18 protein-coding genes and 1 pseudogene are annotated in these 24,075 nt (G+C 43.0%); 16 read left to right on the forward strand and 3 right to left on the reverse strand.

Annotation, left to right across the window (positions count from 1 at the left end; genetic code table 11):
* The first annotated feature begins 13 nt into the window (after positions 1-13).
* The gene (gene era, locus ING2E5A_RS07485; RefSeq protein WP_071136873.1) at positions 14-904 is read left to right on the forward strand and encodes a GTPase Era; all 891 of its coding nucleotides are present in this window, start codon (positions 14-16) and stop codon (positions 902-904) included.
* 13 nt (positions 905-917) lie between these two features.
* Positions 918-2,231 (forward strand): ribosome biogenesis GTPase Der, encoded by a 1,314-nt coding sequence (gene der / locus ING2E5A_RS07490; protein WP_071136874.1) that lies wholly within the window; start codon positions 918-920, stop codon positions 2,229-2,231.
* Positions 2,232-2,249: 18 nt separating this feature from the next.
* Here der and ING2E5A_RS07495 read toward each other — a convergent pair whose 3' ends face one another.
* Positions 2,250-2,699: a hypothetical protein gene (locus ING2E5A_RS07495; RefSeq protein ID WP_071136875.1), complete on the reverse strand. Its 450-nt coding sequence runs from the start codon at positions 2,697-2,699 to the stop codon at positions 2,250-2,252.
* A gap of 466 nt (positions 2,700-3,165) precedes the next feature.
* On the opposite strand from ING2E5A_RS07495, the gene ING2E5A_RS07500 reads away from it, so the two are divergent.
* The 9 genes and pseudogenes from ING2E5A_RS07500 (at position 3,166) to ING2E5A_RS07540 (ending at position 16,274) form a co-directional block, all read left to right on the forward strand.
* On the forward strand, positions 3,166-4,962 hold the full coding sequence (locus ING2E5A_RS07500) for a DUF349 domain-containing protein (protein WP_394332599.1): 1,797 nt from the start codon (positions 3,166-3,168) through the stop codon (positions 4,960-4,962).
* 455 nt (positions 4,963-5,417) lie between these two features.
* Positions 5,418-6,812 (forward strand): group II intron reverse transcriptase/maturase, encoded by a 1,395-nt coding sequence (gene ltrA, locus ING2E5A_RS07505; protein ID WP_154669989.1) that lies wholly within the window; start codon positions 5,418-5,420, stop codon positions 6,810-6,812.
* A gap of 528 nt (positions 6,813-7,340) precedes the next feature.
* On the forward strand, positions 7,341-8,447 hold the full coding sequence (gene ltrA, locus ING2E5A_RS07510) for a group II intron reverse transcriptase/maturase (RefSeq protein ID WP_071136876.1): 1,107 nt from the start codon (positions 7,341-7,343) through the stop codon (positions 8,445-8,447).
* 370 nt (positions 8,448-8,817) lie between these two features.
* On the forward strand, positions 8,818-9,012 hold the full coding sequence (locus tag ING2E5A_RS15905) for a transposase (protein WP_071136877.1): 195 nt from the start codon (positions 8,818-8,820) through the stop codon (positions 9,010-9,012).
* 63 nt (positions 9,013-9,075) lie between these two features.
* Positions 9,076-10,008: an IS3 family transposase gene (locus ING2E5A_RS07520; RefSeq protein ID WP_154670035.1), complete on the forward strand. Its 933-nt coding sequence runs from the start codon at positions 9,076-9,078 to the stop codon at positions 10,006-10,008.
* The gene (locus tag ING2E5A_RS07525) at positions 9,998-10,561 is read left to right on the forward strand and encodes a RagB/SusD family nutrient uptake outer membrane protein (protein WP_231960356.1); all 564 of its coding nucleotides are present in this window, start codon (positions 9,998-10,000) and stop codon (positions 10,559-10,561) included. Before ING2E5A_RS07520 ends, ING2E5A_RS07525 begins: the two co-directional genes overlap by 11 nt.
* Positions 10,562-10,611: 50 nt before the next feature.
* A complete protein-coding gene (locus ING2E5A_RS07530) occupies positions 10,612-11,568 on the forward strand; it encodes a glycoside hydrolase family 43 protein (RefSeq protein WP_071138262.1) in 957 nt (318 codons plus the stop codon).
* Positions 11,569-11,975: 407 nt separating this feature from the next.
* A pseudogene (locus ING2E5A_RS07535) lies at positions 11,976-13,361 on the forward strand (IS5 family transposase); the annotation flags it as partial.
* A 57-nt stretch (positions 13,362-13,418) separates the two neighbouring features.
* Entirely contained in the window at positions 13,419-16,274 is a 2,856-nt protein-coding gene (locus ING2E5A_RS07540) for a SusC/RagA family TonB-linked outer membrane protein (RefSeq protein WP_231960357.1), read from the forward strand.
* Positions 16,275-16,333: 59 nt separating this feature from the next.
* Here the strand turns inward: ING2E5A_RS07540 and ING2E5A_RS07545 are convergent, their stop codons facing one another.
* The gene (locus ING2E5A_RS07545) at positions 16,334-17,548 is read right to left on the reverse strand and encodes an IS4 family transposase (RefSeq protein WP_071136879.1); all 1,215 of its coding nucleotides are present in this window, start codon (positions 17,546-17,548) and stop codon (positions 16,334-16,336) included.
* Here ING2E5A_RS07545 and ING2E5A_RS07550 point away from each other — a divergent pair.
* The 4 genes from ING2E5A_RS07550 (at position 17,541) to ING2E5A_RS07565 (ending at position 22,078) form a co-directional block, all read left to right on the forward strand.
* On the forward strand, positions 17,541-17,867 hold the full coding sequence (locus ING2E5A_RS07550) for a hypothetical protein (protein WP_154670058.1): 327 nt from the start codon (positions 17,541-17,543) through the stop codon (positions 17,865-17,867). The genes ING2E5A_RS07545 and ING2E5A_RS07550 overlap by 8 nt on opposite strands.
* Positions 17,868-17,873: 6 nt before the next feature.
* Positions 17,874-19,700 carry a RagB/SusD family nutrient uptake outer membrane protein gene (locus tag ING2E5A_RS07555; protein WP_071136881.1) on the forward strand — a complete coding sequence of 609 codons (1,827 nt, stop codon included), beginning with the start codon at positions 17,874-17,876 and terminating at the stop codon, positions 19,698-19,700.
* Positions 19,701-19,836: 136 nt separating this feature from the next.
* Entirely contained in the window at positions 19,837-21,165 is a 1,329-nt protein-coding gene (locus tag ING2E5A_RS07560; protein WP_071135938.1) for an IS1380 family transposase, read from the forward strand.
* A gap of 226 nt (positions 21,166-21,391) precedes the next feature.
* Positions 21,392-22,078, forward strand: a complete 687-nt coding sequence (locus ING2E5A_RS07565) for a DUF3823 domain-containing protein (protein WP_083373250.1) — start codon at positions 21,392-21,394, stop codon at positions 22,076-22,078.
* Between the two features lie 313 nt (positions 22,079-22,391).
* Here ING2E5A_RS07565 and ING2E5A_RS07570 read toward each other — a convergent pair whose 3' ends face one another.
* Complete coding sequence (locus tag ING2E5A_RS07570; protein ID WP_071135804.1) at positions 22,392-23,606, reverse strand: ISL3 family transposase; 1,215 nt, start codon at positions 23,604-23,606, stop codon at positions 22,392-22,394.
* Between the two features lie 81 nt (positions 23,607-23,687).
* Here ING2E5A_RS07570 and ING2E5A_RS07575 point away from each other — a divergent pair, with 81 nt between their 5' ends.
* Entirely contained in the window at positions 23,688-24,071 is a 384-nt protein-coding gene (locus tag ING2E5A_RS07575; RefSeq protein ID WP_394332600.1) for a transposase, read from the forward strand.
* Positions 24,072-24,075: the final 4 nt, after the last annotated feature.

A 24,075-nucleotide genomic window follows, 5' to 3' on the forward strand; every position in this document is an offset into this window, starting at 1 on the left:
CAGGGTATAGCTTGTGCAACAAAATCATCGATCAGGATTTGTAAATATTGTGGGAAATCCCAACGTGGGGAAGTCCACGCTGATGAACCGGCTGGTGGGGGAAAAGTTATCGATCATAACACCCAAATCACAAACCACGCGCCACCGTATCATCGGCATTGTAAACAGGCCAGAATACCAGGTGGTCTATTCAGACACGCCTGGTGTGCTTCAACCCAACTACAAGCTTCAGGAGCAGATGCTCAACTTCTCGTTGTCTGCGCTTGATGATGCCGACGTGTTGCTGTATGTGACCGATGTGGTGGAAAAAATCGACAAGAACGATGAATTTCTTTCCAGGGTACAGCGGTTGAACCTGCCGGTCTTGTTACTTATCAACAAGATCGACCAGACTTCTCAGGCCGGGCTTGAACAGCTGGTCGATACTTGGCGAGAGTTGTTGCCGAAGGCGGAGATCTATCCCATATCGGCACTGAACAATTTCTCCATCGACAGGGTGGAGAAGCGTATTCTGGAGCTGTTGCCCGAGTCGCCGCCCTACTTCGAGAAGGATGCGCTGACCGATAAGCCTGCCAGGTTCTTCGTAAACGAGATCATCCGCGAAAAGGCGTTGATGCTTTACCAGAAGGAGGTTCCCTATGCCATTGAGGCAATTGTTGAGGAGTTCAAGGAGGAGGCGGACATCATTCGTATCCGTGCAACCATCCTGGTGGAGCGGGAGACCCAAAAGGGGATCGTGATCGGCCACAAAGGGGAGTCGCTGAAAAGACTGGGAACCCTGGCACGAAAAGATATCGAACTGTTTTTTGAGAAGAGAGTCTTTCTGCAACTCTTTGTAAAAGTGGAAAAGGATTGGCGGAACAGGGACAATCTGCTGAAAAGGTTCGGATATAAACTTGATTGAAATATTGTAAATTATGCAAAACCTAGTAGCTATCGTTGGACGTCCAAACGTCGGAAAATCGGCATTGTTTAACCGGTTGACCCAAAGTCGTCAGGCTATTGTCACCGATGTGTCGGGGACTACACGCGACCGTTTGTACGGTAAAGTAAACTGGAGCGGAAAAGATTTTTCGCTGGTCGATACCGGAGGTTGGGTGGTCAACTCCGACGATATCATGGAGGATGAGATAAACAAGCAGGTGCAGATTGCCGTGGAGGAGGCCGACGTGATCCTGTTTGTGGTGGATGTGATGAACGGGCTTACCGACCTGGATAATGGAGTGGCTCACCTGCTGCGTCGTTCCGGCAAGCCTGTCATCGTTGTCGCCAATAAGGCAGATAACTTTGAACTTGGCCACCAGGCTGCCGAATTTTACGCACTCGGATTGGGCGATCCCTTCCCAGTCTCAGCCATCAACGGTTCGGGGACAGGCGATCTGCTGGATCACCTGTTGTCGTTGTTCAAGAAAGAGGGGGAAGAGGATAAGCTGGAGGATATTCCCAAGTTTGCCGTGGTGGGTCGCCCCAACGCCGGAAAATCATCTATTGTAAATGCACTGATAGGTGAGGAGCGTAATATCGTGACCGATATTGCCGGAACCACCCGCGATTCCATCTATACCCGGTACGACAAGTTCGGAATGGACTTTTATCTCATCGATACTGCAGGAATCCGCAAGAGGGGAAAAGTAACGGAAGACCTGGAATATTTCTCGGTAATCCGTTCCATCCGCTCCATCGAAGAGGCTGACGTCTGCATTCTCATGGTCGATGCCATGCGAGGCATTGAGAGCCAGGACCTCAATATCTTCTCACTGATTCAGAAAAACCGGAAGGGACTGGTGGTGTTTGTCAACAAGTGGGATCTGGTAGAGGATAAGGACAGTAACCTGATCAGGGATTTTGAAAAGGTGATTCGTGAACGGTTTGCACCATTCACCGATTTTCCCATCATCTTCGGTTCGGCATTGACCAGGCAGAGGATACTGAAAGTGATGGATTCCGCAAAAGAGGTATATCTGAACAGGAAGCAGAAAGTTCCTACCCACAAACTCAACGAAGTGATGCTGCCGATCATCGAAAGGACCCCGCCACCGGCCAACAAGGGGAAATACATCAAGGTGAAGTATATTACGCAGCTGCCCAATACGCAGATACCCACATTTGTCTTTTTCTGCAATCTTCCTCAATGGATCAAGGAGCCCTACAAGCGATTCATTGAAAACCGGATGCGTGAAAACTGGAATTTCTCCGGAACACCTATAAATATCTTTTTCAGGGAAAAGTGACGACACTCCCCTTCGGCATCAAATATTTCCGAAGGGGATGCTTTTTGCTTCGCAGACTTCAATCAGTTTGCTTTTTATCCTTTTCAGATCGTTATATTTGAGGTTGCCCAGGTCGATCTTGTAGTTGGTCCCGGTAGTAGTGAGCGTCAGATAGCTTAAGCCGATTCCAAGTTCTGTTACCGTTTCCCACAGGACGGAACCGTCGATATGCTGTTTGGGCAACCTGATACGCATTTCATCCTGGTTAATCACCACATTGAAATCGGCTTGCCATATGGTTACGGTTGAAACCAGCAAAACGGCAACGGCTACTCCTGCAACCCCTACATAAAAGAGAAAACCGAACCGGTTGTGCAGTGCCTCGGTTATCCCTACTCCCGTTGCCAGCGCAAACAGAAATCCTCCGGCGAGCAGCGCCATGATCTTCACTTTTGCCGGTAATGTGTATGCAATTTTAAGTTCTTCCATAGTAATCTAAGTTTTTCCAGTTTGATCTTTCCGACTGAATTACAAATGATTCAACCTACAAAAATACAATTATTGAGCGGTTTTACTTAAATAAACTCAAAAATTTGATGATATGAGAAAAAAATTTCGTTAATTTGTATGTAAATTTATTGGATAAGTTAAACAAACTGTACGTAAACTTATTATACCAATAAAGAATGGGGTAGTGATATTTCTCAATCAAGTTGATTGGGACTAAAATAGGAAGAGCGAATTGATGAATAGCAACAATCTTGAAAATGAAAAACTTCCTGAAAGAATGGAAGGTATGGCTGATGAGACTATTGAGCAACTTCCACAGGAAGAGAAAGTATCTGAAACACCGGTAGAGCCCACTCCTGTAGAGCAGGTTGAGGCGGAAGAACATCTCACCGTAGCAGAGGTGGCCGAGACGGCGCCGGAGGAAGCTGCTGAGATCAACTACGATATGGAGATTCCCGAGGTTGTGGATACGGAAACAGAAGATGCGGAGGAAGACGTAGATGAGAACAGCATTTCGGTAGATGATTCCTCGGAATTGTTGACTGTAGAAGAGATTGTGCAAAAACTCCGTGACCTGCTGGCTTCCGACCATCCCCAGCGGCGAGAGGTGGATGAGGTGAAGAACCAGTTTTACCGTTCTCTGCGCAACGAAACCGAATCACAAAAAGCTGCATATATCGAGGCAGGAGGAGAGTCGATCGATTTCGTAGTCAAGGAGTCTGAAATCTATACCGAGGGGAAGGAGTTAATTCAGAAGATAAAGGAGAAACGTGCCGCTATTCTTGCCCGTGAAGAGGCCGAGAAAGAGCAGAACGTTGCCAAGAAGATGGCCATTATCGACCAGATAAGGCATCTTACCGAAAACCAGAGCCAGGAGGACTTCAACAAGGCATACCAGGAGTTCCGTTCCCTTCAGCAACAGTGGAATGAGATCAAGCTTGTGCCTCAAACCAAGGTGAATGAACTTTGGAAAGAGTATCAGCGCTATGTGGAGAAGTTCTACGACCTGGTACGAATCAATAACGAGTTCCGCGAATACGATTTCAAGAAGAATCTCGAGCTGAAGACCGAACTTTGTGAAGCGGCCGAAAGACTCAACGAGGAACCGGATGTGGTCTCCGCATTTCACCAGTTGCAGAACCTCCACCAGGAGTGGCGGGATATCGGTCCCGTCTCCCGCAAGGACCGCGAGGAGATCTGGAACCGGTTCAAGGCTGCCTCCACTTTGATCAACAAAAAGTATCAGGCCCACTTCGAAAGTCTCAAGGAGAAGGAAGAGGAGAACCTTGCTGCCAAGACAGCATTGTGCGAGGCTCTTGAAGCCATCGACTATACGAAGTTGAAGACAGTGCGTGATTGGAACAACAAGATCAAGGAGGTGCTCGATATTCAGAAGCAGTGGCGTGAAATTGGATATGTTCCCAAGAAGTGGAACACGAAAATATATGACCGTTACCGTGCTGCATGCGATTTCTTTTTCCGCAACAAGAATGATTTCTATAAATCGATGCACGGCGAAATGGAGGAGAACCTCAAGAAGAAGCTTGCCCTCTGTGAACGTGCCGAAGCGTTGAAAGATAGCCAGGACTGGAAAAAGACAACGCGGGAGATGATCGCCATCCAGAAAGAGTGGAAGACGATCGGCATTGTTCCGAGAAAATATGTAGACAGCACTTGGAAACGGTTCATTTCAGCCTGCGACTACTTCTTTGAACAGAAAAAACTGCATGCTTCCAGTCAGCACGAGGAGGAGGTCAACAATTACGAGAAGAAAAGAGAGATCGTAGAGAAGATCAACAACCTGGATCACTCCTTGACACCGGAAGAGGCGTTGCCGTTGTTAAGACAGCTTATGGATGAGTGGTACGGGATAGGGCATGTGCCGTTCAAGGTAAAGGACAAGGCCTACAAGGAGTTTTACGATGCAACGGAAGCTCAGTTCGACAGGCTCAATATCGACAAGACCGAAAGAAAGCTGGATAGCTTCAGGTCGAACATCTCAGATATGGCGCGGTCGGATAACGCAAAAAGCCAGTTGTTGCGCGAACGCGAACGGTTAATGCGCCAATACGAGCGGATGAAGGTAGAGTTGCAGACCTACGAGAACAACATCGGTTTCTTGTCGGTTTCCTCTAAAAAAGGAAATAACCTGCTGGACGACATGAACCAGAAGATGAAAAAAATCAAATCTGAACTGGAACTGCTGGTGAAGAAAATTGCAGCCATCGACGAGGAACTGTAATTATTTTAATTATTCCGAATTTGAAAAAGGTGACCGATTATTGGTCGCCTTTTTTGTTTGCTATGCATGTTCATTATCTATAGGGTTAAAGTCCCGAGCGGGCTTATTTTGGCGAGAACCGTTAGTTGATGGCAAGGGTGTTACCGCGAGGTATAACCTGAAAGAAGCCTAAAACAAAAGTTGGTACTAACGAACAGAAACTGCATACTAAGGCTTACCCGGGGGGTAATGTGGCAATAAACACAGACGCCCTAAAGCCGTCCGTAACCCGGGGTAGTAAATGCAGTAGTATTAACAGGAAGATAATGCACTTAACGTAGGAGGTCTCTAACCCGAAAGGGGCAGAGAAGTCAGCAGAGGCCATAGTACCGCTATAAATATTGAGTAACGTCAATACAGGGAAGGGCTGAATTTTCAATTAAGGAGCAGTTATTTTGTAAATTGTAACGACCATTATGAACCCAGGTAAACACGGGAACTTACAGATGAGTCTTTTTGACGAATGGGAGCGTGGCCAAAAGGTGAAGGGGACTGACGTATTCAGTTCAGGAAGCGGTTTGGTACGGGACGAGTGGTTGTCAGGTTGCAAAGAGGAACGAGCCTTAACCCAAGATTTAATGAGTGATATAACGGACTTAAAGAATCTTGATGCCGCATTGCGGCAAGTAATCAGTAACAGGGGAAGTGCGGGCATTGACGGGATGACCGTTGACGAACTTAGAGATTGGCTTAACAGCCACCACCGAGAACTTCAACGCCAGTTAATGACAGGCACATACCAAGTTACGGCAGTTAAAGAGGTATTAATCCCGAAGCCTGATGGCGGGAAACGCCAACTGGGTATTCCCACGGTCAAAGATCGCTTGGTACAACAAGCGATAAGCCAAGTACTGTCGAAACGTTATGACCCTATATTCTCCGAATACAGCTACGGTTTTCGTCCACGGCGTAACGCTCATCAAGCATTACGTAAAGCGGGCGAATACGTGGCCGAAGGAAAGGATTGGGTTATCGACATAGACTTGGCAAAATTCTTTGACGAGGTGAATCACGACCGATTGCTTTGGCAGTTAAGTACTCGCGTTGGTGACAAGCGCGTACTTAAGTTGATAGGTAAATTTCTTCGAGCAGGAATGCTAATCGGGGGGATGGCCAATCAACGGGTGAAAGGGACACCGCAAGGCAGCCCACTATCACCCCTGTTGTCGAATATCGTCTTAGACGAACTGGACAAGGAGTTAGAGCGGAGAGGACACTGCTTTGTACGCTACGCCGATGATATTATCATAATGGTCGGAAGCGAACCAGCCGCGGAGCGATCGATGCAAAGCCTCTCCAAGTTTATCGAAAATCGGATGCGATTAAGAATAAACAAGGAAAAGAGCCATATCGTCCGTCCTCATCAACTCAATTATCTCGGTCATACTATCTTAAAAGGCGGGAGTTTAGGATTAAGCCGAAAGAGCGAACAACGCTTCAAGGCGAAACTAAAATCGCTTACCAAACGCAACAGGGGCATTAGCTTCGATCAGTTAATAAGCGAGCTAAATCCCGTTCTACGAGGCTGGCTAAACTACTTCAAGCACGCAAAGATGAAAAGTCGTCTTCGCAACCTTGAAGCTTGGCTTCGTCGTAGATTAAGATGCTATCGTTTAAAACAATGCAAACGGGCGTTGGGCATAGCCAGGTTCTTGACCAAGTTGGGCGTTCCTTGGAACCGGAGCTGGACAACGGCGGGAAGTTCTAAGGGATGGTTTAGACTGTCAATGACCCACGCTGCACACGAGGGAATGAACCTTGAATGGTTCAAGAAAACGGGACTTTACAGTTTAACGGCCAATTACGGTTAAACATTGAAGAAACCGCCTAATACGAGAGACGTACGTTGGGTGGTGTGAGAGGATAGCAGAGTTAGGAGTAATTACCTATCTTTGCATCCTACTCGATTTTAGTATGTCGGGCATGGTATTAAGCTAACAGGATGAAAGTTCCTGTATGTGCCGAGTTGATAGGAAACATTAGTGATTGGCAAAGGTGTTGCGGGCGACCGCAAATCTGAAAGAAGCCATTAGCAAATCTGCAGTTCTGACGAACAGAAACCAGATATAAGGCTCATTTGAGCGGGCAACCGAGCCATAGATTGGGAACGCCCAAAATTCAACCGTAACTCAACGTGAGTAAATCAGGCAGAACTCAGAGAAAGTTTAGTATCTTATCCCGAGAGGTCTTGCAGAGGCGCACCAACAGTGCACGAACAACAGCGATGTTGTTTTCACCTTTCAAGAAGTCAGCAGAAGACATAGTATTCGGTGTGTGTACACCATCGAAGAAGGTCTGAATCTTTTAATTTAAGGAGCAGTTAGTTCAAAATTTCTTTTATGGCGCAACCGCAAGCGATAACGTACCAATATGACCTGTTTAGTGAGCAGCGTCAGGATGTTATCCGCCCTTTTCCCACGAGTGAAACCGTATGTGGAGCTTCGGGAACAAAGGCGTTTCAAGTAAAAGAAGCAGGCGAACAGGAACGAGCCTTAACCCCCGATTTAATGAGCTTGGTGTTGTCTCACGACAATATCAAGGCAGCCTACAAACAGGTAAAACGCAACAAAGGCGTTGCGGGTATTGACCAAATGCCGACAGGAGATTTTGCTGAATGGTATTCTCAAAATGCAGAAACGTTGCAAAGCGAACTTTACAACGGCGCTTACCAACCGCAAGGGGTAAAACAGGTCGAAATCCCGAAACCCAACGGCGGCAAACGCAAATTGGGTATCCCGACGGTAACGGACAGGATAATCCAACAAGCGATTTCCCAGGTGCTCAATCCTATTTACGAACGAAAATTTTCCGACCACAGTTATGGTTTTCGCCCCAACCGCAATGCACACCAAGCATTAAAGAAAGGCAGCGAATACGTATCAGAGGGTAGAGTAATCGTTGTAGATATGGATTTGAAAACGTTTTTCGATGTGGTCAACCACGACCGTTTAATGTATCTGCTATCAACCACCATCAGCGATAAAACGCTTTTGTGGCTGATACGCAAATACCTCCAAAGCGGTATACTGATAGACGGGGTTGTAAGCCAACGTACCGAAGGGATGCCGCAGGGCAGTCCTCTTTCACCCTTGCTGTCCAACATCGTTTTAGACGAACTGGACAAAGAGTTGGAAAGGCGGGGACACAAATTTGTTCGCTACGCGGACGATTGCAACATCTACGTACGCAGCCAACGGGCAGGCGAGAGATTGTTGGCATCGATAAGCGTATTTATCGAAACCAAGTTGAAATTACTAGTAAACAAAGAGAAAAGCCGGGTATGTCCGGTCAATCACACCAAATTCTTGGGCTATACCATTCAAAGGGATGGCAGTCTGAGCATAGCCAACGAAAGTGTAAAACGCTTTAAGGAAAAGGGCTTTGGTGTAAATCGGGATGCCCGCAAGCGCATCAAGCCTTGTCCAACCGGTGGTTCAACGATGTAGGTCTTTACAATCTCTCATTAAATTATGCAAGGTTAAACCATTAAAAGAAACCGCCGTGTGCGAGAGCATGCACGGTGGTGTGAGAGGGCGGGGGAGTAATCCCCCTACCTACTCGATTAAAAATGTCATCGTGATAAACTGCTCACATTTTAACCTAAACAACCTAATTAACACCTGTTTGATAAATAAATGTTATTTTTTGAGATAAATGTTGTATTCATTCTTACGCTTTAAACCTACTTTCGCAAATAGATAGAATAAAAATCATAATTGCTGAAAACACTAACCTAAGCAAAACTACCAATTTGGATTGAAATTACTAACTTAGCCGGGACACAGAGTTAAGCATAAAAGCTTATTTTTGTGTAATATGAGAAAACAAAGGACACATTTTGACAAGGCATTCAAAGAGAATGCGGTCAAACTCAGTTTAGAACGCAAGAATATTTCCGAGCTTGCACAGGAATTGGGTATTGCCCCTTTTCTTTTTATATCGTTGGCGGAAAGAGTTCCAGCAGAAAGGGGAAGCCAGTTTCCCCGGACACGGAGTCCAGTCATTAAGTGAAGACACCAAAAGGATTGCTGAACTGGAAAAACGTCTTGGTGAGGCTGAAACGGAGCGGGACATATTAAAAAAAGCTTTGAGCATCATCTCCAAGAGAGATCGTTGATCTATCTCTTTATAAAGGAATACAACTCGAAACAATGGACGATCGAGGTGATGTGTAAAGTATTGAAAGTCCCCAGGAGCAGTTATTACCGCTGGCTTAAAGATCCGGAGGGCAAACGTAAGCGCAAATATATGGAGTTGGACGAAAAGATCAGAGATGCCTATTTTGCTGCCAAAGGACGCAATGGAAGCCCCCGGCTGGCGAAGGATTTGCAGGTATCCGGAATTCCTGTTTCGAGAACCACAGTAGCATGCCATATGAAAGAAATGGGCTTGCGCAGCAAACTCTCGAGACGATTCAAAGTGACGACGGATGCCTCTCACAACTATAAGGTTGCTCCAAATCTGCTGAATCGCAGGTTTAATCAGAATGAGCCTGTAAAAGCGTGTGTCTCTGACCTGACCTATATTCCGTGTAAGGATGGATTTCTTTATCTGACCTGTGTGCTGGATCTTTTTGACCGCAAACTGATCGGATGGTCCATAAGCGATCATATGAATGCATCCCATACCGTAGTCCCTGCCATAAGGATGGCCAACAGGAACAGACCTTTTGGAGAAGGAATGATATTTCATTCTGACCGGGGCATCCAATATGCCTGCAAACAAACTGTAAACCTGTTGAAATCCTTGAAGCTGGAGCAAAGTATGAGTGGAAAGGGAAATTGTTGGGATAATGCAGTGGCTGAAAGCTTTTTCAAAACTTTCAAATCTGAATTGGTCTATGGTACCAAACTCAAAACAAGAGAGCAAATGCGCTTGCATGTATTTGAATATATTGAATCCTGGTATAATCATAAAAGGAGATTCTCAGCATTGGGTAACTTAACCATTGATGAATTTTGGGATCAGTATAATCTTAAAAAAGAATCAATTAAAAATGTCGCTTAACTTTTTGTCTCAATTAAGTTTGCAAGTCCAATACGTCGAGATCAGCAATGATGAGACATGGAACCGTGATAACTGGAAGAGACCTTTTTTTTACAGGAAATACAATTCGGAACATTTTCGCGATTTTAACGACTATCATCATCCGACCAACGTAAGGCTGGTTCGTTTTGCCGATGTATTGCTGATGTATGCAGAATGTATTGCACAGTCTGGAGGAAGCTTATCGGACGCGGTTGCCCATGTCGACAGAGTAAGGTCAAGGGTTGAAATGCCGGCACTGGCCGTCAATCATCCAGATGCAGTATCAAACCGGAATGCTTTTGTGAAGCGCCTGCAGATGGAAAGAGCGCTTGAGCTGGCAACGGAAGGACATCGTTGGGCAGATATCAAACGATGGAGATTGCTGGATAGCCAGACCGGTGTGGATCAATTGAAAGAGCGAGATCCCGATTTCAATAATTTCGTTATTGGTCGCCATGACTGCCTGCCTGTTCCTTCTGATGAGGTGAACAATAACCCCAATATTTCACAGAGTCCTGATTGTTACTATTAACTTTAACTTCACCGGCTACTTGTCCGGGGAGGTATTTAAATTAAATGGAGATGAAAAAATACTGGTATCTGCTGTTTATAGGTGTAAGCATAATTGTATTGTCGTGTAAAAGTGTTGACAAGACAGAAGAGACAGTTCATCATTATACACATATTTCATTGGGTGATCCCTTTATCATGTTGTATGAAGATCAATATTACGCTTATGGTACCCAGGCCGAGGATGGGATCGTAGTTTATACATCTGATGATCTCGAAGTATGGGAAAAGGCTCCGGCTCTTGCTCTTCACAAGGATAACTCTTACGGGGAGAAATGGTTCTGGGCTCCGGAAGTATATTACGTTAACGGAAAGTTCTACATGTATTATTCGGCGGAAGAACATATGTGTGTGGCTACTTCAGACTCACCATTGGGTCCTTTTGTTCAGGATGTACAGCAACCCATGTTGCCTGGAGAAAAAACTATAGATAACACACTGTTTATTGATGATGACGGTACCCCTTACCTGTTCTTTGACAGGTTTAATGATGGTTTAAATATTTGGGTTGCAGAGCTTGAAGATGATCTTAAGACAATCAGAAAGGAGACGCTCCATCCATGTATACATGTTTCACAAGAATGGGAAGAGGTCTGGCCAAGGGTAAATGAAGGAGCATTCGTAATAAAGCATAATGGTACTTATTATATGACCTATTCTGCAAACAGCTATGAGAGTCAATTTTATGGAGTTGGTTGCGCAACTGCTACAGACATTATGGGTGAGTGGACGAAATATCCCCATAATCCATTATTGCAGAAACCGGGTAATCTCTATGGAGTAGGACACAGTTCAATGTTTAAGGATAAAGAAGGGAAGTGGAGAATTGTATTTCACGCACATCAAAGTGAAACAAAAATACACCCTAGAAATATGTTCATAAGCAATGTTTATTTTAAAAAGATAGGAGGTGAAGAGGTACTACAAATTGATCCCGATTTTATCACACCAGTGATAGTTAACGATTAATTTAATATGATGATATTATAAACTTATAATTTATAAAGACCCGATATTAATGTTTTTAACTTTGAATATTTTTATTAAGGAAATTTAACAACCTAAACAAATGAAATGAAAATGGAAAGATGTTTAAAATTATGCAAGGGATTATTTCTCGCATTTGCGTGGATAATTAGGGTCTGCTGAATAATAGATATTTATTCTGAAAATCAGCAAATTAAACGATATAAAATTTGCATAACTGCAAGAAATTGAGTATTTTTACTTCATAAACCTTGCATTTTATGATACGATACAAGAGCTCCAGGCAGCTTTCAATTTCAGAGTTCAAGATGCCCTTTGAGGCAAAACTGGATGAGAATAACCGGTGGGTTATTCTTTCAAAAATAGTTCCCTAGGAAGAGTTCGCCCGGCTTTATTACAAGAACTTCAAAAGCAACCGGGGTGCCCCCACCAAAGATGCCAGGCTTGTGCTGGGAGTGATCATCATCAAACACATCATGAAGACGGACGATCGCGGGGTGATAGAGATGATCCAGGAGAATCCTTACATGCAGTATTTTCTTGGTCTCGAAGCTTTCACCTATGAACAGGTGATGACACCGTCACTGCTGGTCTCTATCAGAAAGCGAATCGATCTGGACGTCTTTGAATCATTGACAGATGATTTGATAAGAAAGGGATTAAAGCTAAAAGCCGGGGCAAAACAAGAAGAGGCTGACACGGTTACGAAGGATGATGAAGATGAAGATGGAGATGATCATGATGACGATCCGCATCCGGGTAACAAGGGTAAGCTTCAAATGGACGCAACGGTCTGTGATGCGGACATTAAGTATCCCACAGACCTGGATTTGTTGAACGAAAGCCGTCAAAAGGCAGAAGAACTGATTGATGAACTGTGTTTGAAACTGGGAGTTCAGGATAAACCCCGCACATACAGGAGAGCAGCGCGCAAGGAGTTCCTGAATGTGTCGAAAATGAAGAGAAAACCAGCCAACGTGTTACGAAAAGCGATACGCAAGCAGATCAACTACCTGAAACGGGATGTACGGATTATTAACAAGATGCTGGACACCATAAAGGATGAACCGATTCCTTTCGAGAGGCGGCAACTGAAATATTTTTTTGTCATCCAGCATCTGCTGGAACAACAGGAGACAATGTACAAGAAGAAGAGCCATCAGGTAGAAGATCGCATCGTGAGCATTCATCAGCCGCATGTTCGCCCTATTGTCCGTGGCAAGGCCAAGGCCAAGACGGAGTTTGGAGCAAAGATCAACATCAGCCTGCTGGATGGCTATGCCAGGGTAGATCATTTCCACTGGGATGCGTTCAATGAGGGGCAGGATCTTCAGTCACAGGTTGAACGCTTCAGGAAGCTGACAGGGAAGTATCCGGAGCTGGTTCAGGTGGACAAGATATATCTTACCCGGGAGAACAGACGGTTTTTGAAAGAGAAAGGAATCCGCTACACCGGGGAGCCACTGGGACGAAAACCGGTAAAAGAGATAAAGAGCAGATACCAAAAACGTAAAGAGCGACGAGAGGCGGCGGAACGCAATCAGGTTGAAGGAAAGTTTGGTCAGGGCAAGCGTGGATATGGTTTAAATGATATCCGCGCCAGACTCTCCTCGACGTCAAACAGTTGGATAGGGGCAATCATATTTGTGATGAACCTGATCCGGCACATGAGGGATATTCCCTTACCTTATTTTGTCTCGTTACTACAGAAGTTAATGATAGTGAGAAATATAAACATTTATCCACTCAAGCCACAAATGGAATTGTGTGCATGATTGGGATTTAATAAGCAGACCCTAATTACCCAAAGCTTGTCTGCTCAAACTATTACAGTGAGCGGGAGTGTAAGCGATGTTTCCGGTGATCCACTGATAGGTGTTACCATACAGGTTGTTAATACCTCGTTGGGAACAGCAACCGATTTCAATGGTAACTATACTTTAAGCGGCGTTTCACCGAATGCTGTTTTAGAAGTCTCATATGTTGGTATGACTACCCAGCGTATTAATGTTAATGGGCGTACAAATATCGACATAGTAATGACTGAAGATACAGAAATACTGAGTGAAGTAATTGTAACCGGTTTCGGTCTATCCCAGAGAAAAGAGTCTCTGACTTCAGCTATCTCTGTTATCGGAGCAGAAGACATAAGCAGATCTAAGGCTTCAACTTCATCAGGAGCGTTAGTTGGTAAGATTCCCGGTATTAACTCACGTCAGGTGGATGGACGTCCGGGTGCCACAACTAATATCCAGATCAGAAACATGGGTTCACCATTATATGTTATAGATGGTATACAATCCGATGAGGGTCAGTTTAATAATATTGACTTCAATGATATTGAGACAATAACTGTATTGAAAGACGCTTCAGCAGCTATTTATGGTGTACGTGCGGCAAACGGTGTTGTGGTTGTTACAACAAAGAAAGGTTCAAAAAACTCCAAAAATACTGTAACACTTAATACCTATTATGGATGGCAAAGCCTTTATGCTTTCCCAAAACCTGCAGACGCTGTAACCTATATTACCAATTATATTCAGTCCCAAACGGTTCAGGGTGCCACCAACTACACATATACAAAAGAAGATTATGAAAAATGGAAAAAAGGAACTGAAAAAGGTTATGTTCCATTTGACTGGTATGATTTTATTTGGGAAGTATCTCCCCAAACATATGTAAATGCAAATGTTTCGGGAGGTTCCGAAAATATAAATTACTACCTGAGTGTTGGTAATCTTAAGCAGGATGCAATGATTGTTAACTATGGTGGATTCCAGAGAACCAACGTTCAGATGAATGTTACTGCCAATATTTCTGATCGCTTCAAAATTGGTGGAGGTATGAACGGACGTATCGAGACAAGGAAAAACCCGGGGGTCCCTGAAGTTGACGACTACTGGATGCCTCGTTTCGGTACCTACAGAAACTTACCTACAAGAAGGCCATTTGCCAATGATAATCCACTATATCCAACATTGACCTCAACCAACCCTGCTACCAACTTTGGATGGCTTACATACGAACTGTCAGGTACATACCAGAATACATGGAGAGTAGGTCAGTTGAACTTTGATGCTGAATATGAACTGTTCGATGGATTAAAAGCCAAGGGATTGTTCAGTTATTATTTAGCTAATCAGAGACTTGATAACCATGAGTATACCTACAAACTTTATGGTTATGACGAAGATACAGATACATATCCTGTGATTTTCGAAAATAATAATCCATGGCGTGAGAGAACTCAAGGTTATGTAGAAGAGGTTACAACTAATATACAGCTAAACTATGATAAAAGATTCGGAGATCACAACGTGGCTGCTGTATTGGGAGCAGAAACAATAAAAAGAGATACTCCAAGTACATGGGTGCACTCTATTCCTACTTCGAATGCACTGTTTCTTATAGACTATGAAACTATGGATACATACAATGATACTGGAAATAATACACAGGCACGTCTTGGTTTCCTCGGAAGATTTAACTACGACTACGCCAGAAAATATCTGGTAGAGTTTTCTGGCAGGTATGATGGTTCATGGAAGTTTCCACCAAATCACAGATGGGGATTTTTCCCTTCAGCATCAGTGGGATGGAGAATTTCTGAAGAGTCTTTCTGGAGAGACAGCAAATTGACAAATGTATTCTATGACCTGAAACTCAGAGCATCTTATGGTTTACTGGGAGATGATAATGTGAGCGGTTACAATGCATTTGATTATATGTCAGGATACACATACAAAAATGGAGGATCTGTTATTGACGGAGTATATACTTTAGGTACAGTTCCTCGTGGTCTGCCAGTGACTACGTTGTCATGGATAAAAGCAAAAATTCTTGATATTGGGTTGGATGCAAGTTTCTATGATGGCAAGCTTACAGGTTCATTCGACTTCTTTAGGCGTATGAGAACCGGTCTGCCAGCATCCAAATATGATATCCTATTGCCTTCTGAAGTTGGATTCAGCTTACCTAGAGAGAATTTGAACTCTGACATGCATATGGGGTATGATTTAATGGCTAAATGGACAGCAAAAGCGGGTGATTTGACCTATTCTATTGGAGGTAACGCAACCTATTCAAGATTTTATGACTGGGAGCAGTATAAACCTCGATTCAGTAACTCATGGAATGTCTACAGAAACTCAATTGAAAAACGTTATGGATATCTAAACTGGGGACTTCAGGCAGATGGTCAGTTCCAGAGCTGGGAAGAAATTGCAACCTGGCCAATTGACAACGACCGTCAGGGTAACAGAACTCTTCGTCCTGGTGATATCAAGTATAAGGATGTAAATGGTGACGGTGTTATCAACTGGCTGGATGAACGTCCAATTGGATATCGTCAGGATTCAACTCCAATTTTTAACTACGGTATGAATTTCAACTTTATGTGGAAAGGATTCGACCTTGCATTCGACCTAACCGGAGGTGCTCTTTCAACATGGTACCAGGAGTGGGAACAGAGAAATCCATTCCATGATGGCGGCAATAATCCTCAGTACTACATGGAAAATACATGGAGATTGTCTGATATTTGGGATGCCGACAGTGAACTAATACCAGGTAAATATCCAATGTTGCTGATTGGTAACAGTAATCACAGTAACTACTGGAACAGTACATTCTGGAAGAAAAATGTTAGGTATTTAAAATCATTGCCGTCCGATAAAAACCGATTTTGATTCTTCGTTACTTTTAACCGGCTTATTATCAGTCGTTTCTTTTTATAATTTTTCTATTTTCAAAAGTAAGCCCCCCTGAAAAGGGTAAGCATCTCTAAATCCTGGTCATCTCGTTGCCAATCTCGTTCCGGGTTTTCTAAAAATTTTATCAAGTGCAGGTAATTAAACAGGTGTATCCTGCAAAATGACACCAGGTTGGAGAATGCCCAAGGCCGTTTCAACCGCTTCTGTATAACCGTGAGCAAGAGGTTCACGATCAAAGCGCAATATACCTGTATTTTTATCGCGTTCTCGTTATCCCCGAGGAAGTACTTCAGGGGGAAGTTTGATTTTAACTGCTTGAATAACAGCTCTATTTTCCATCTTATTTTATACAAGGCCGCTATCATGTCGGGCCGCATCTCGAACAGGTTGGTGAGGAACTCGAACTTCCTTTTCAACACCCTGTCGTAGAACACCACCTTGCGCAACTTCAGCTTGCTCCCGCCATCATCTTCCTTCACGGTCACCTCGATGATAGTGTCTTCCAGCACGCCGCTGTGGATGCATTCATCGATGTAAAGTTCTTGCTCCACCTTGTAAACGGCGTTCTCCTTGATGCGGGTAACGAATCCGGCTCCCTTTTCACAAAACAGCTTGAAGGCTTTATAATCGTTGTATCCCTTGTCGAAGACGTAAATAGTGTTGTCATCCGGTTCCAGTTTCCTCAACAGCAGGTGATCGTTCGTGGCAGCGGATGAGAACCATATCATCTTGGGAACGGGCTCGTCGACATTGATAACGGTGTGCACCTTGATCCCCCCTTTGCGTTTACCGTTCGAGGGTGTTCTGCCGACGCACTTCAAGATGTCCTGGAACAAACTGATAACCGTGCTGTCGAAGATCTCGACCTGCTTGTTCAACACATCTTTAAAGCGGGTGTCCGAGATCACGTGTTGGTACTCGCGAAGCAGGTCGTGGTACACGCCCGAGAAGAAATCAACGCTCCTGCGCTTGTTGGCGTCCGACAAGGTGCTCCGGTAGGGTATGTGGCCGAGCTGGAAATGCCTGGTCTTGCCTGAAAGACCGAGCATTGCACCCGCCACCTCGCGCAGGGAGGAGCATTTGGCGAAGACGCAAAACAACATGCTTATAAGGTGATCCTTAGCCGTGAAACGTTTCACGTAATGATCGGCCTTGTACCGTTTGCTGTTTCGGGCGATAATCCTTGTATCTACCATAGATATGAGCTGTCCGAATACCGATTGTCCAAAAAAATAAGTACTTTTGTTCATTGTAGACTTGTTTTGTGATGAATACAAAGCTACAATTATTAGTACGACGGGCAAAACTCAAATTTGCCCGCGTACTTTTTCTAAAAAGTTTTTATCGGACAACAGTGATTTAAAATTAAGAAACTTAGAGTTTGGATATAATTTCCCAAAATCTATTGTGGAGAAAGCCACACTTTCTGGTTTAAGACTATATCTCTCTGGTCAGAATCTTGCTGGTCTATCCAATTTAATTGGAGTCGATCCTGAAATTCAGGAGACTAATGGGTTGGCTTATCCTACAACCAGAATCGTGAATATTGGTTTAACTGTAAAATTCTAAAAAGATATGAAATTAAAAAATATATATATAGCATTTGCTTTAGTGCTTTTTGCATTCACAAGCTGCTCCGATTTTTTGGAGAGAGAACCGGATACAATATTATCTGATGATCAGGTTTTCGGTGACGAAGTTATGATCAAGTCAGTTCTTTCTAACTTCTACGGCAGAATTACATGGGGGCAACATATTGATGATTCATACTCATATACAATTTTGGATGAGGCATCAAGGTCAGATAGCGGCCCCGACACCAGACAAGGTTTTGAGGATAACAGATGGAGAGTATATGATTACACTTTGATGAGAAACCTCAATCAGTTTTTGAAAGGTGTACGTGAAACGGATGTGTTAGATGCTGATACACAGAAAATGTTAGAAGGTGAAGCCCGTTTTATCAGAGCATGGTTATATTTTAATATGGCTCGTGGAATGGGTGGTATGCCTATTATTGGAGATGAAGTATTTGATTATACGCCTGGTATGGATATTACCACACTTCAGTATCCAAGATCTACAGAAGCTGAAATTTACAACTATATAATTTCAGAATGCGAAGCAATCAAGAATTTCCTTCCTGAAAACCCAAGTATCAATGGGGCAAGAGCTACCAAATGGGCAGCATTGATGCTTAAGGCAAGAGCAGCTGTTTATGCAGGATCAATCGCAAACTACAATAACAAAATGCCAAACCCGATTAAAACTCCGGGTGGTGAAGTTGGAATCGATGCCAACCTTGCACAGGGATATTATCAAACAGCCCTTTCAGCTGCAGAAGAGGTAATAAACAGCGGTAAATATGAATTACAGCTTAATAAACCGGATGACAGAGGAAGAAACTTTTATGAGGCTTTATCTGTAAAGGAAAACAATAAAGAGGTGATTTGGGCACGTGATTATAAATATCCTGGACAGACTAATGGGTTCACACAAATAAATATTCCTGCTTCGCATGCTGAAGATATTGACCGTGCATATGCTGGTCCGATACTGAATCTTGTTGAAGATTTTGAATACATTGATAATAGAGATGGTGAAATCAAAATCAGAGACAATGAAGGAAACTATATCTTTTATGACAGAGCAGAGGATGCATTTGCAAACAAGGATCCAAGATTATGGGGAACAGTAATTTATCCAGGTGCTATCTTTAAGGGTTCACCTGTAGTACTTCAGGCAGGTCAGAAATATCTTGAAAACGGAGAGTGGAGAGTAAGAACAAGTACACCAGGTGCTACTGACGAAAATGATGTTCTTATAACATCAATAAATGGTCCAAATCAATCTAATGACCAATATGTAAACAAGTCAGGATTCTTCTTCCGCAAATTTTTAGATGAAACTCCTAGTGCTTCAACTCGTGGTAGAAGAAGTGAAATGTGGTTCCCAAGATTCAGGTTTGCAGAAGCTGTAATGATTGCATCAGAAGCAGCATTTGAATTAGGTCAGACCGGCAAAGCCCTAACATATTTGAATATGATTAGGGAAAGAGCAGGTATTCAGCCACTTGCTTCTATGACATTTGATGATATTGTGCGGGAAAGAAGAGTCGAGTTTGCATTTGAAGATCACAGATATTGGGATTTAAAACGTTGGAGAATTGCAGATAAAGTATGGAATGGTATACAGGATGATCCAAAAGCTCAGCAATGGGGATTATTTCCTTATCTTGTAAATGACCCGGGTAATCCTAATCACGGAAAATGGGTATTTGATAAAGTGAAAATTCATATGTCACCATTTCCAAGAGACTTCCAAATGAGAAATTATTATAATTTCATTGATCAGGGATGGATAAATAATAATCCTAAGTTGGTTAAGAATCCTTATCAATAAAAATGTCTAATTTCGAAAAAATAAACAATTATGATACAATATAAATACCTCCTAAAAGTCTCAAATAAAAGTTGCATGTGCCAGATAAAGTATTTATCTTTAAGGTGTTAAATAAAAAATAACACTCACCCGACACATGCAATACAAAAATAGTAAAAAAATCTCATTTACTGCCAGTTCAGTAAAGAAAGAGTTCAGTTCAGAACAATTAACGTCATATTCAGGGTTAAGCGTAACCTCTGATTTTATCAACCATTGTGGCATTTATCGCCGGCTGGAACATCTTTTCCCAACCATCCGGCACAATGCAAGCCGTTTCAGCACAGCCCAAATACTCTCAAGTATCCTGTTGGCATCGTTGTGCGGTGTTCACCGTTTGAAGCGGATTGAAAACTTCACCTTTGACGCCTTGGTTGCCCGCTTGTTGAAGTTACCCAAGAACATTGACGAGGACACCATACGCCGCCATTTGACAGGTTTGGGTGAAAGGGGCGCCCGTTCGCTTCACGAGCTGTTGTTGGGTTTTACAGGCATGCAAGTTTCCCGTTGCGGTTTAAGCCGCTTGACACTTGATTGCGACTCAAGCACATTTACCGTTTACGGCAACCAACAAGGGGCTGAGGTGGGTTATAACTCGCATAAGAAGGGTTCGAAAAGCTATCACCCCATCTTATGTTTTGTCACGGAGATGAAACTGCTTGTCAATTCATGGCTCCGCCCGGGTTCAGCTTACACCTCAAACGGAGTTTGTGAGTTTGTCAAAGAAACCTTGGCCGCTCTTCCCCAAAAGGTGGAGAAGGTGTTTTTCAGGGCCGACAGCGGTTTTTTCAATGGTGGATTATTTAATTTGTTAGAAGACGGTAAACATGAATATTTGGTGAAAGTAAAGCTGAAAAACCTGAAAGATTTACTTGCCGGGCAGACTTGGCAGCCGATTGGCCCACGGACGGCGACCTGTCAGTTTACACATCAATGTAGCGGTTGGAGGAATCCCCGCATGTTTTATGCCGTGCGCATCATAAAGCAAATGGTTGAAGTCGATTATTTTGGCGAAAAACAATTTGTACCCGAGTATGAGTACTTTTGCTATTGCTCGAACCTGAAAGGATTGGATGCCTTGCAGCTCCATACCCTTTATGGATCCCGATCAGAGAGTGAGAATTGGATCGAGCAAACCAAAAACTCGCTTTGTGCGGGAAAAACCATCACGCATGATTTTTGGGTAAACGATATTCTTTGGCAACTTTCGTCATTTGCCTACAGTTTATCGGTGCTCATGCGATACCGGGGCGACTTTTGGGTTTGGCGTCAAGAGCACTCTACCTTCCGAGAATGGTTTATCCGAGTGCCGGGTAAAGTGGTGAAATCCGGCAGGCAGGTCACGGTAAAAATGCCTAAGGAGTATTACCGAAAAGCGGGGTGGCGTGATTTTGAGCAGCGAATAACGACAACGATGACCGGATGACGGATTTTCACTTAATCGTCCATCGCCATCTTTCGTGTCGTAAAAGGGTTTATGACAAGGAATTGCCATGCCTTGGAAGAGTGGTAATGTTAATATATATAAAAACGCCACCATAAAAAGTAAATCAACACGTTAAACGTGCAAGAAACAGTGAAGATGAAAAGAAAATAAAACGGTATCTCTCGAAAAAAAAGAGAAATTCCGCTTTGAAAACTATTAACTTGAGTTGGGAATTTTAAATGAGATTTTTAAGTACCTTGTAATAGCATTACTGTCAGTAATGATGTTTACTGCCTGTGGTCTGGATAACTATGATGCTCCTCAATCTGAGCTGCATGGTAGAATCACATATAACGGACAGACTCTTGGTTTACGCGGAACCGGCGAGGCTGTTCAACTGCAACTCTATCAGGATGGCTATGAATTAAGAGATCACATCCCTGTATATGTTGGACAGGATGGAACTTTTAGTGCCAAGTTGTTCGATGGAGAATATAAACTGGTGACCAGAAATCAGAACGGACCATGGGTAAATTCACGTGATACAACAGTGATTAAAGTGAATGGAACGACTACGGTTGATATTCAGGTAACACCTTACTTTACGATTTCAGATGCAAATATTACACTAAATGGTTCGCAGTTGAATGGAACATTTACAGTAAATCAAATTGTAGAAACAGCAAATATCGATTATGTGATGTTGCTTGTTAGTAAAACCCATTTCGTTGATGATGTTTCTTATATTGCTCGTGAGGATTTCAGGGATGTTGGAACAGGTGCATTAAATTTATCAATGAATCTTTCCGGCAATCAGCAGGTTGCAAGTGCCAAAGCTCTTTTTGGAAGAGTAGGTGTAAGAACTGTGGGTGCCGACCAGGCTATTTATTCAGATGTAGTAAGATTGAGATAACAAATAATCAAAAAACAAAAAGAATGCTATGTATGGAGTAGGGGCTATCTATAGCCCCCTCCATATTTTATTTTTAAAGAACAGTATGATTCGGGTCAACTGAATATTAGATATTTGTACTGAAAATCAATAAATTAATCGACATAATATTTGTATAACTGCAAGAAATTGAGTATTTTTACTTTATAAACCTTGCATTTTATGATACGATACAGGAGCTCCGGGCAGTTTTCAATTTCAGAGTTCAAGATGCCCTTCGAGGCAAAAACTGGATGAGAATAACCGGTGGGTTGTTCTTTCAAAAATAGTGGTTCTATATGAAATACTGTGGGTAGTCAAATTTGAGTTTGCCACAGGTAAAGTAAATCATGTTAATAAAATTCCGGGAGTTTCTATAACCCCTTGCTCTTTTTTTAGCCAATTGAATTTTTGAGTTTATTCCTTCGAGTATGCCATTTGAGATTTTACTCTTTATATATCTCACAATGCCTCTCCAGTGGGCTTTAATGGTATTTACCAATCGGATAAAAGGTTGTATTTTAGATTCCATGGCAAAGTCACACCAAAAGGCCAAATAGCTTTCTGCTTCTTCCGTGTCCTTTATCTGCCAAAAGTCCTCAAACATTTCTTTAAGCCAATATCCCTGCCCTAGCTTTGGATACATCTCGAGTAGTATATCCTTCTCTGTTTGTAGTTTGTCGCTCAATTTCTTTTTCAGAAAAGTATACTTATGTCCTTTCAGCAGCTCATTTCCTGTTCGTTCTAATTTACGGAGTTCATCCATCGCCTTATTGACCTCTTTTACCACGTGAAACTTATCAAATGTTATTTGACTCTCTGGAAGATACGCTGTGCAACCCGCGATAAAAGAGGGTGACATATCTATACAAACATCTTCGATTTGAGTGGTATCTACATGTTTGCTTTCTAAATACTTTACGCTCTCTTCGATACAATCAGAACCTTTGCCCTGACAGGCGTAAAGTACACGCCGTTCGTTCAAATCGACCAAATGTGTGATGTAGTTATGCCCCTTCTTCTGTGAAGTTTCATCAAAACCGATTTGAGTTAAGTTTTCAGGGATATCTTTTTTATGTGCACGTTCTACCCAATAATTGAAAATTCCCCAGATACGTTGTGCGTAAACCTTTAACGTGGAAGCAACGCTGCTTACAGGCATTTCTTTCTCTATCAGCAACATAGAGAACGCTTCAAACAATAAAGTGAAACCACTTCCTTTTCGTGCCCAAGGTACACTTTGAACCTCCGTCTTGCCGTCAGATTGTTTTACCCGGGGTATGCGCGCATGCAAATAGCAGCGATACTGGAAAAAATTCAGATGTTGCCATGTATGATCGCTACTGTCATAAGCTGTATAATAAGCTCCGTCGGGCATTAAAAACTTTGAGCCTCGCTCAAAGTCTATGTGGATATCCAACTGTGATATGCTTGGATCAATATCTATTTTGGTAATGATCCACGGTTTTTCCAAACCTAATGCTAAAGTGAAAAGTGCTATTGAATTCATTCCACAAAGTTAATTCAATTTTAATTTACCCATACAATATCATATAGAACCAAAATAGTACACTGGGAAGAGTTCGCCCGGATTTATTTCAGGGACTTCAAAAGCAACCGGGGTGCACCCACGAAGGATGCCAGGCTTTTGCCTGGAGTGATTATCATCAAGCACATCATGAAGAGTGACGACCGTGGAGTGATCGAGATGATACGGGAGAATCCCTACATGCAGTATTTTCTTGGTCTTGAAGCCTTCACGTATGAACAGGTGATGACACCGTCACTGCTGATCTCCATCATAAAGCGAATCGATCTCGATCTCCTTGAATCATTAATAGATGATTTGATAAGAAAGGGATTAAAGCTAAAAGCCGGGGCAAATCAAGAAGAGGTTGACCAAGATACGAAGGATGAAGAAACTGCTGAAATAAACCTCTATCCACTCGGGCCACAAATGAAATTGTGTGCCTGATTGG

Source organism: Petrimonas mucosa (genome assembly GCF_900095795.1).
GTDB lineage: Bacteria > Bacteroidota > Bacteroidia > Bacteroidales > Dysgonomonadaceae > Petrimonas > Petrimonas mucosa.

Coding starts and splice junctions, on each gene's coding strand:
- der (WP_071136874.1), top strand. CDS start 918: ATGCAAAACCTAGTAGCTATCGTTGGACGTCCAAACGTCGGAAAATCG.
- ING2E5A_RS07495 (WP_071136875.1), bottom strand. CDS start 2,699: ATGGAAGAACTTAAAATTGCATACACATTACCGGCAAAAGTGAAGATC.
- ING2E5A_RS07500 (WP_394332599.1), top strand. CDS start 3,166: ATGGAGATTCCCGAGGTTGTGGATACGGAAACAGAAGATGCGGAGGAA.
- ltrA (WP_154669989.1), top strand. CDS start 5,418: ATGAACCCAGGTAAACACGGGAACTTACAGATGAGTCTTTTTGACGAA.
- ltrA (WP_071136876.1), top strand. CDS start 7,341: ATGGCGCAACCGCAAGCGATAACGTACCAATATGACCTGTTTAGTGAG.
- ING2E5A_RS15905 (WP_071136877.1), top strand. CDS start 8,818: ATGAGAAAACAAAGGACACATTTTGACAAGGCATTCAAAGAGAATGCG.
- ING2E5A_RS07525 (WP_231960356.1), top strand. CDS start 9,998: ATGTCGCTTAACTTTTTGTCTCAATTAAGTTTGCAAGTCCAATACGTC.
- ING2E5A_RS07530 (WP_071138262.1), top strand. CDS start 10,612: ATGAAAAAATACTGGTATCTGCTGTTTATAGGTGTAAGCATAATTGTA.
- ING2E5A_RS07545 (WP_071136879.1), bottom strand. CDS start 17,548: ATGAACAAAAGTACTTATTTTTTTGGACAATCGGTATTCGGACAGCTC.
- ING2E5A_RS07555 (WP_071136881.1), top strand. CDS start 17,874: ATGAAATTAAAAAATATATATATAGCATTTGCTTTAGTGCTTTTTGCA.
- ING2E5A_RS07560 (WP_071135938.1), top strand. CDS start 19,837: ATGCAATACAAAAATAGTAAAAAAATCTCATTTACTGCCAGTTCAGTA.
- ING2E5A_RS07570 (WP_071135804.1), bottom strand. CDS start 23,606: ATGAATTCAATAGCACTTTTCACTTTAGCATTAGGTTTGGAAAAACCG.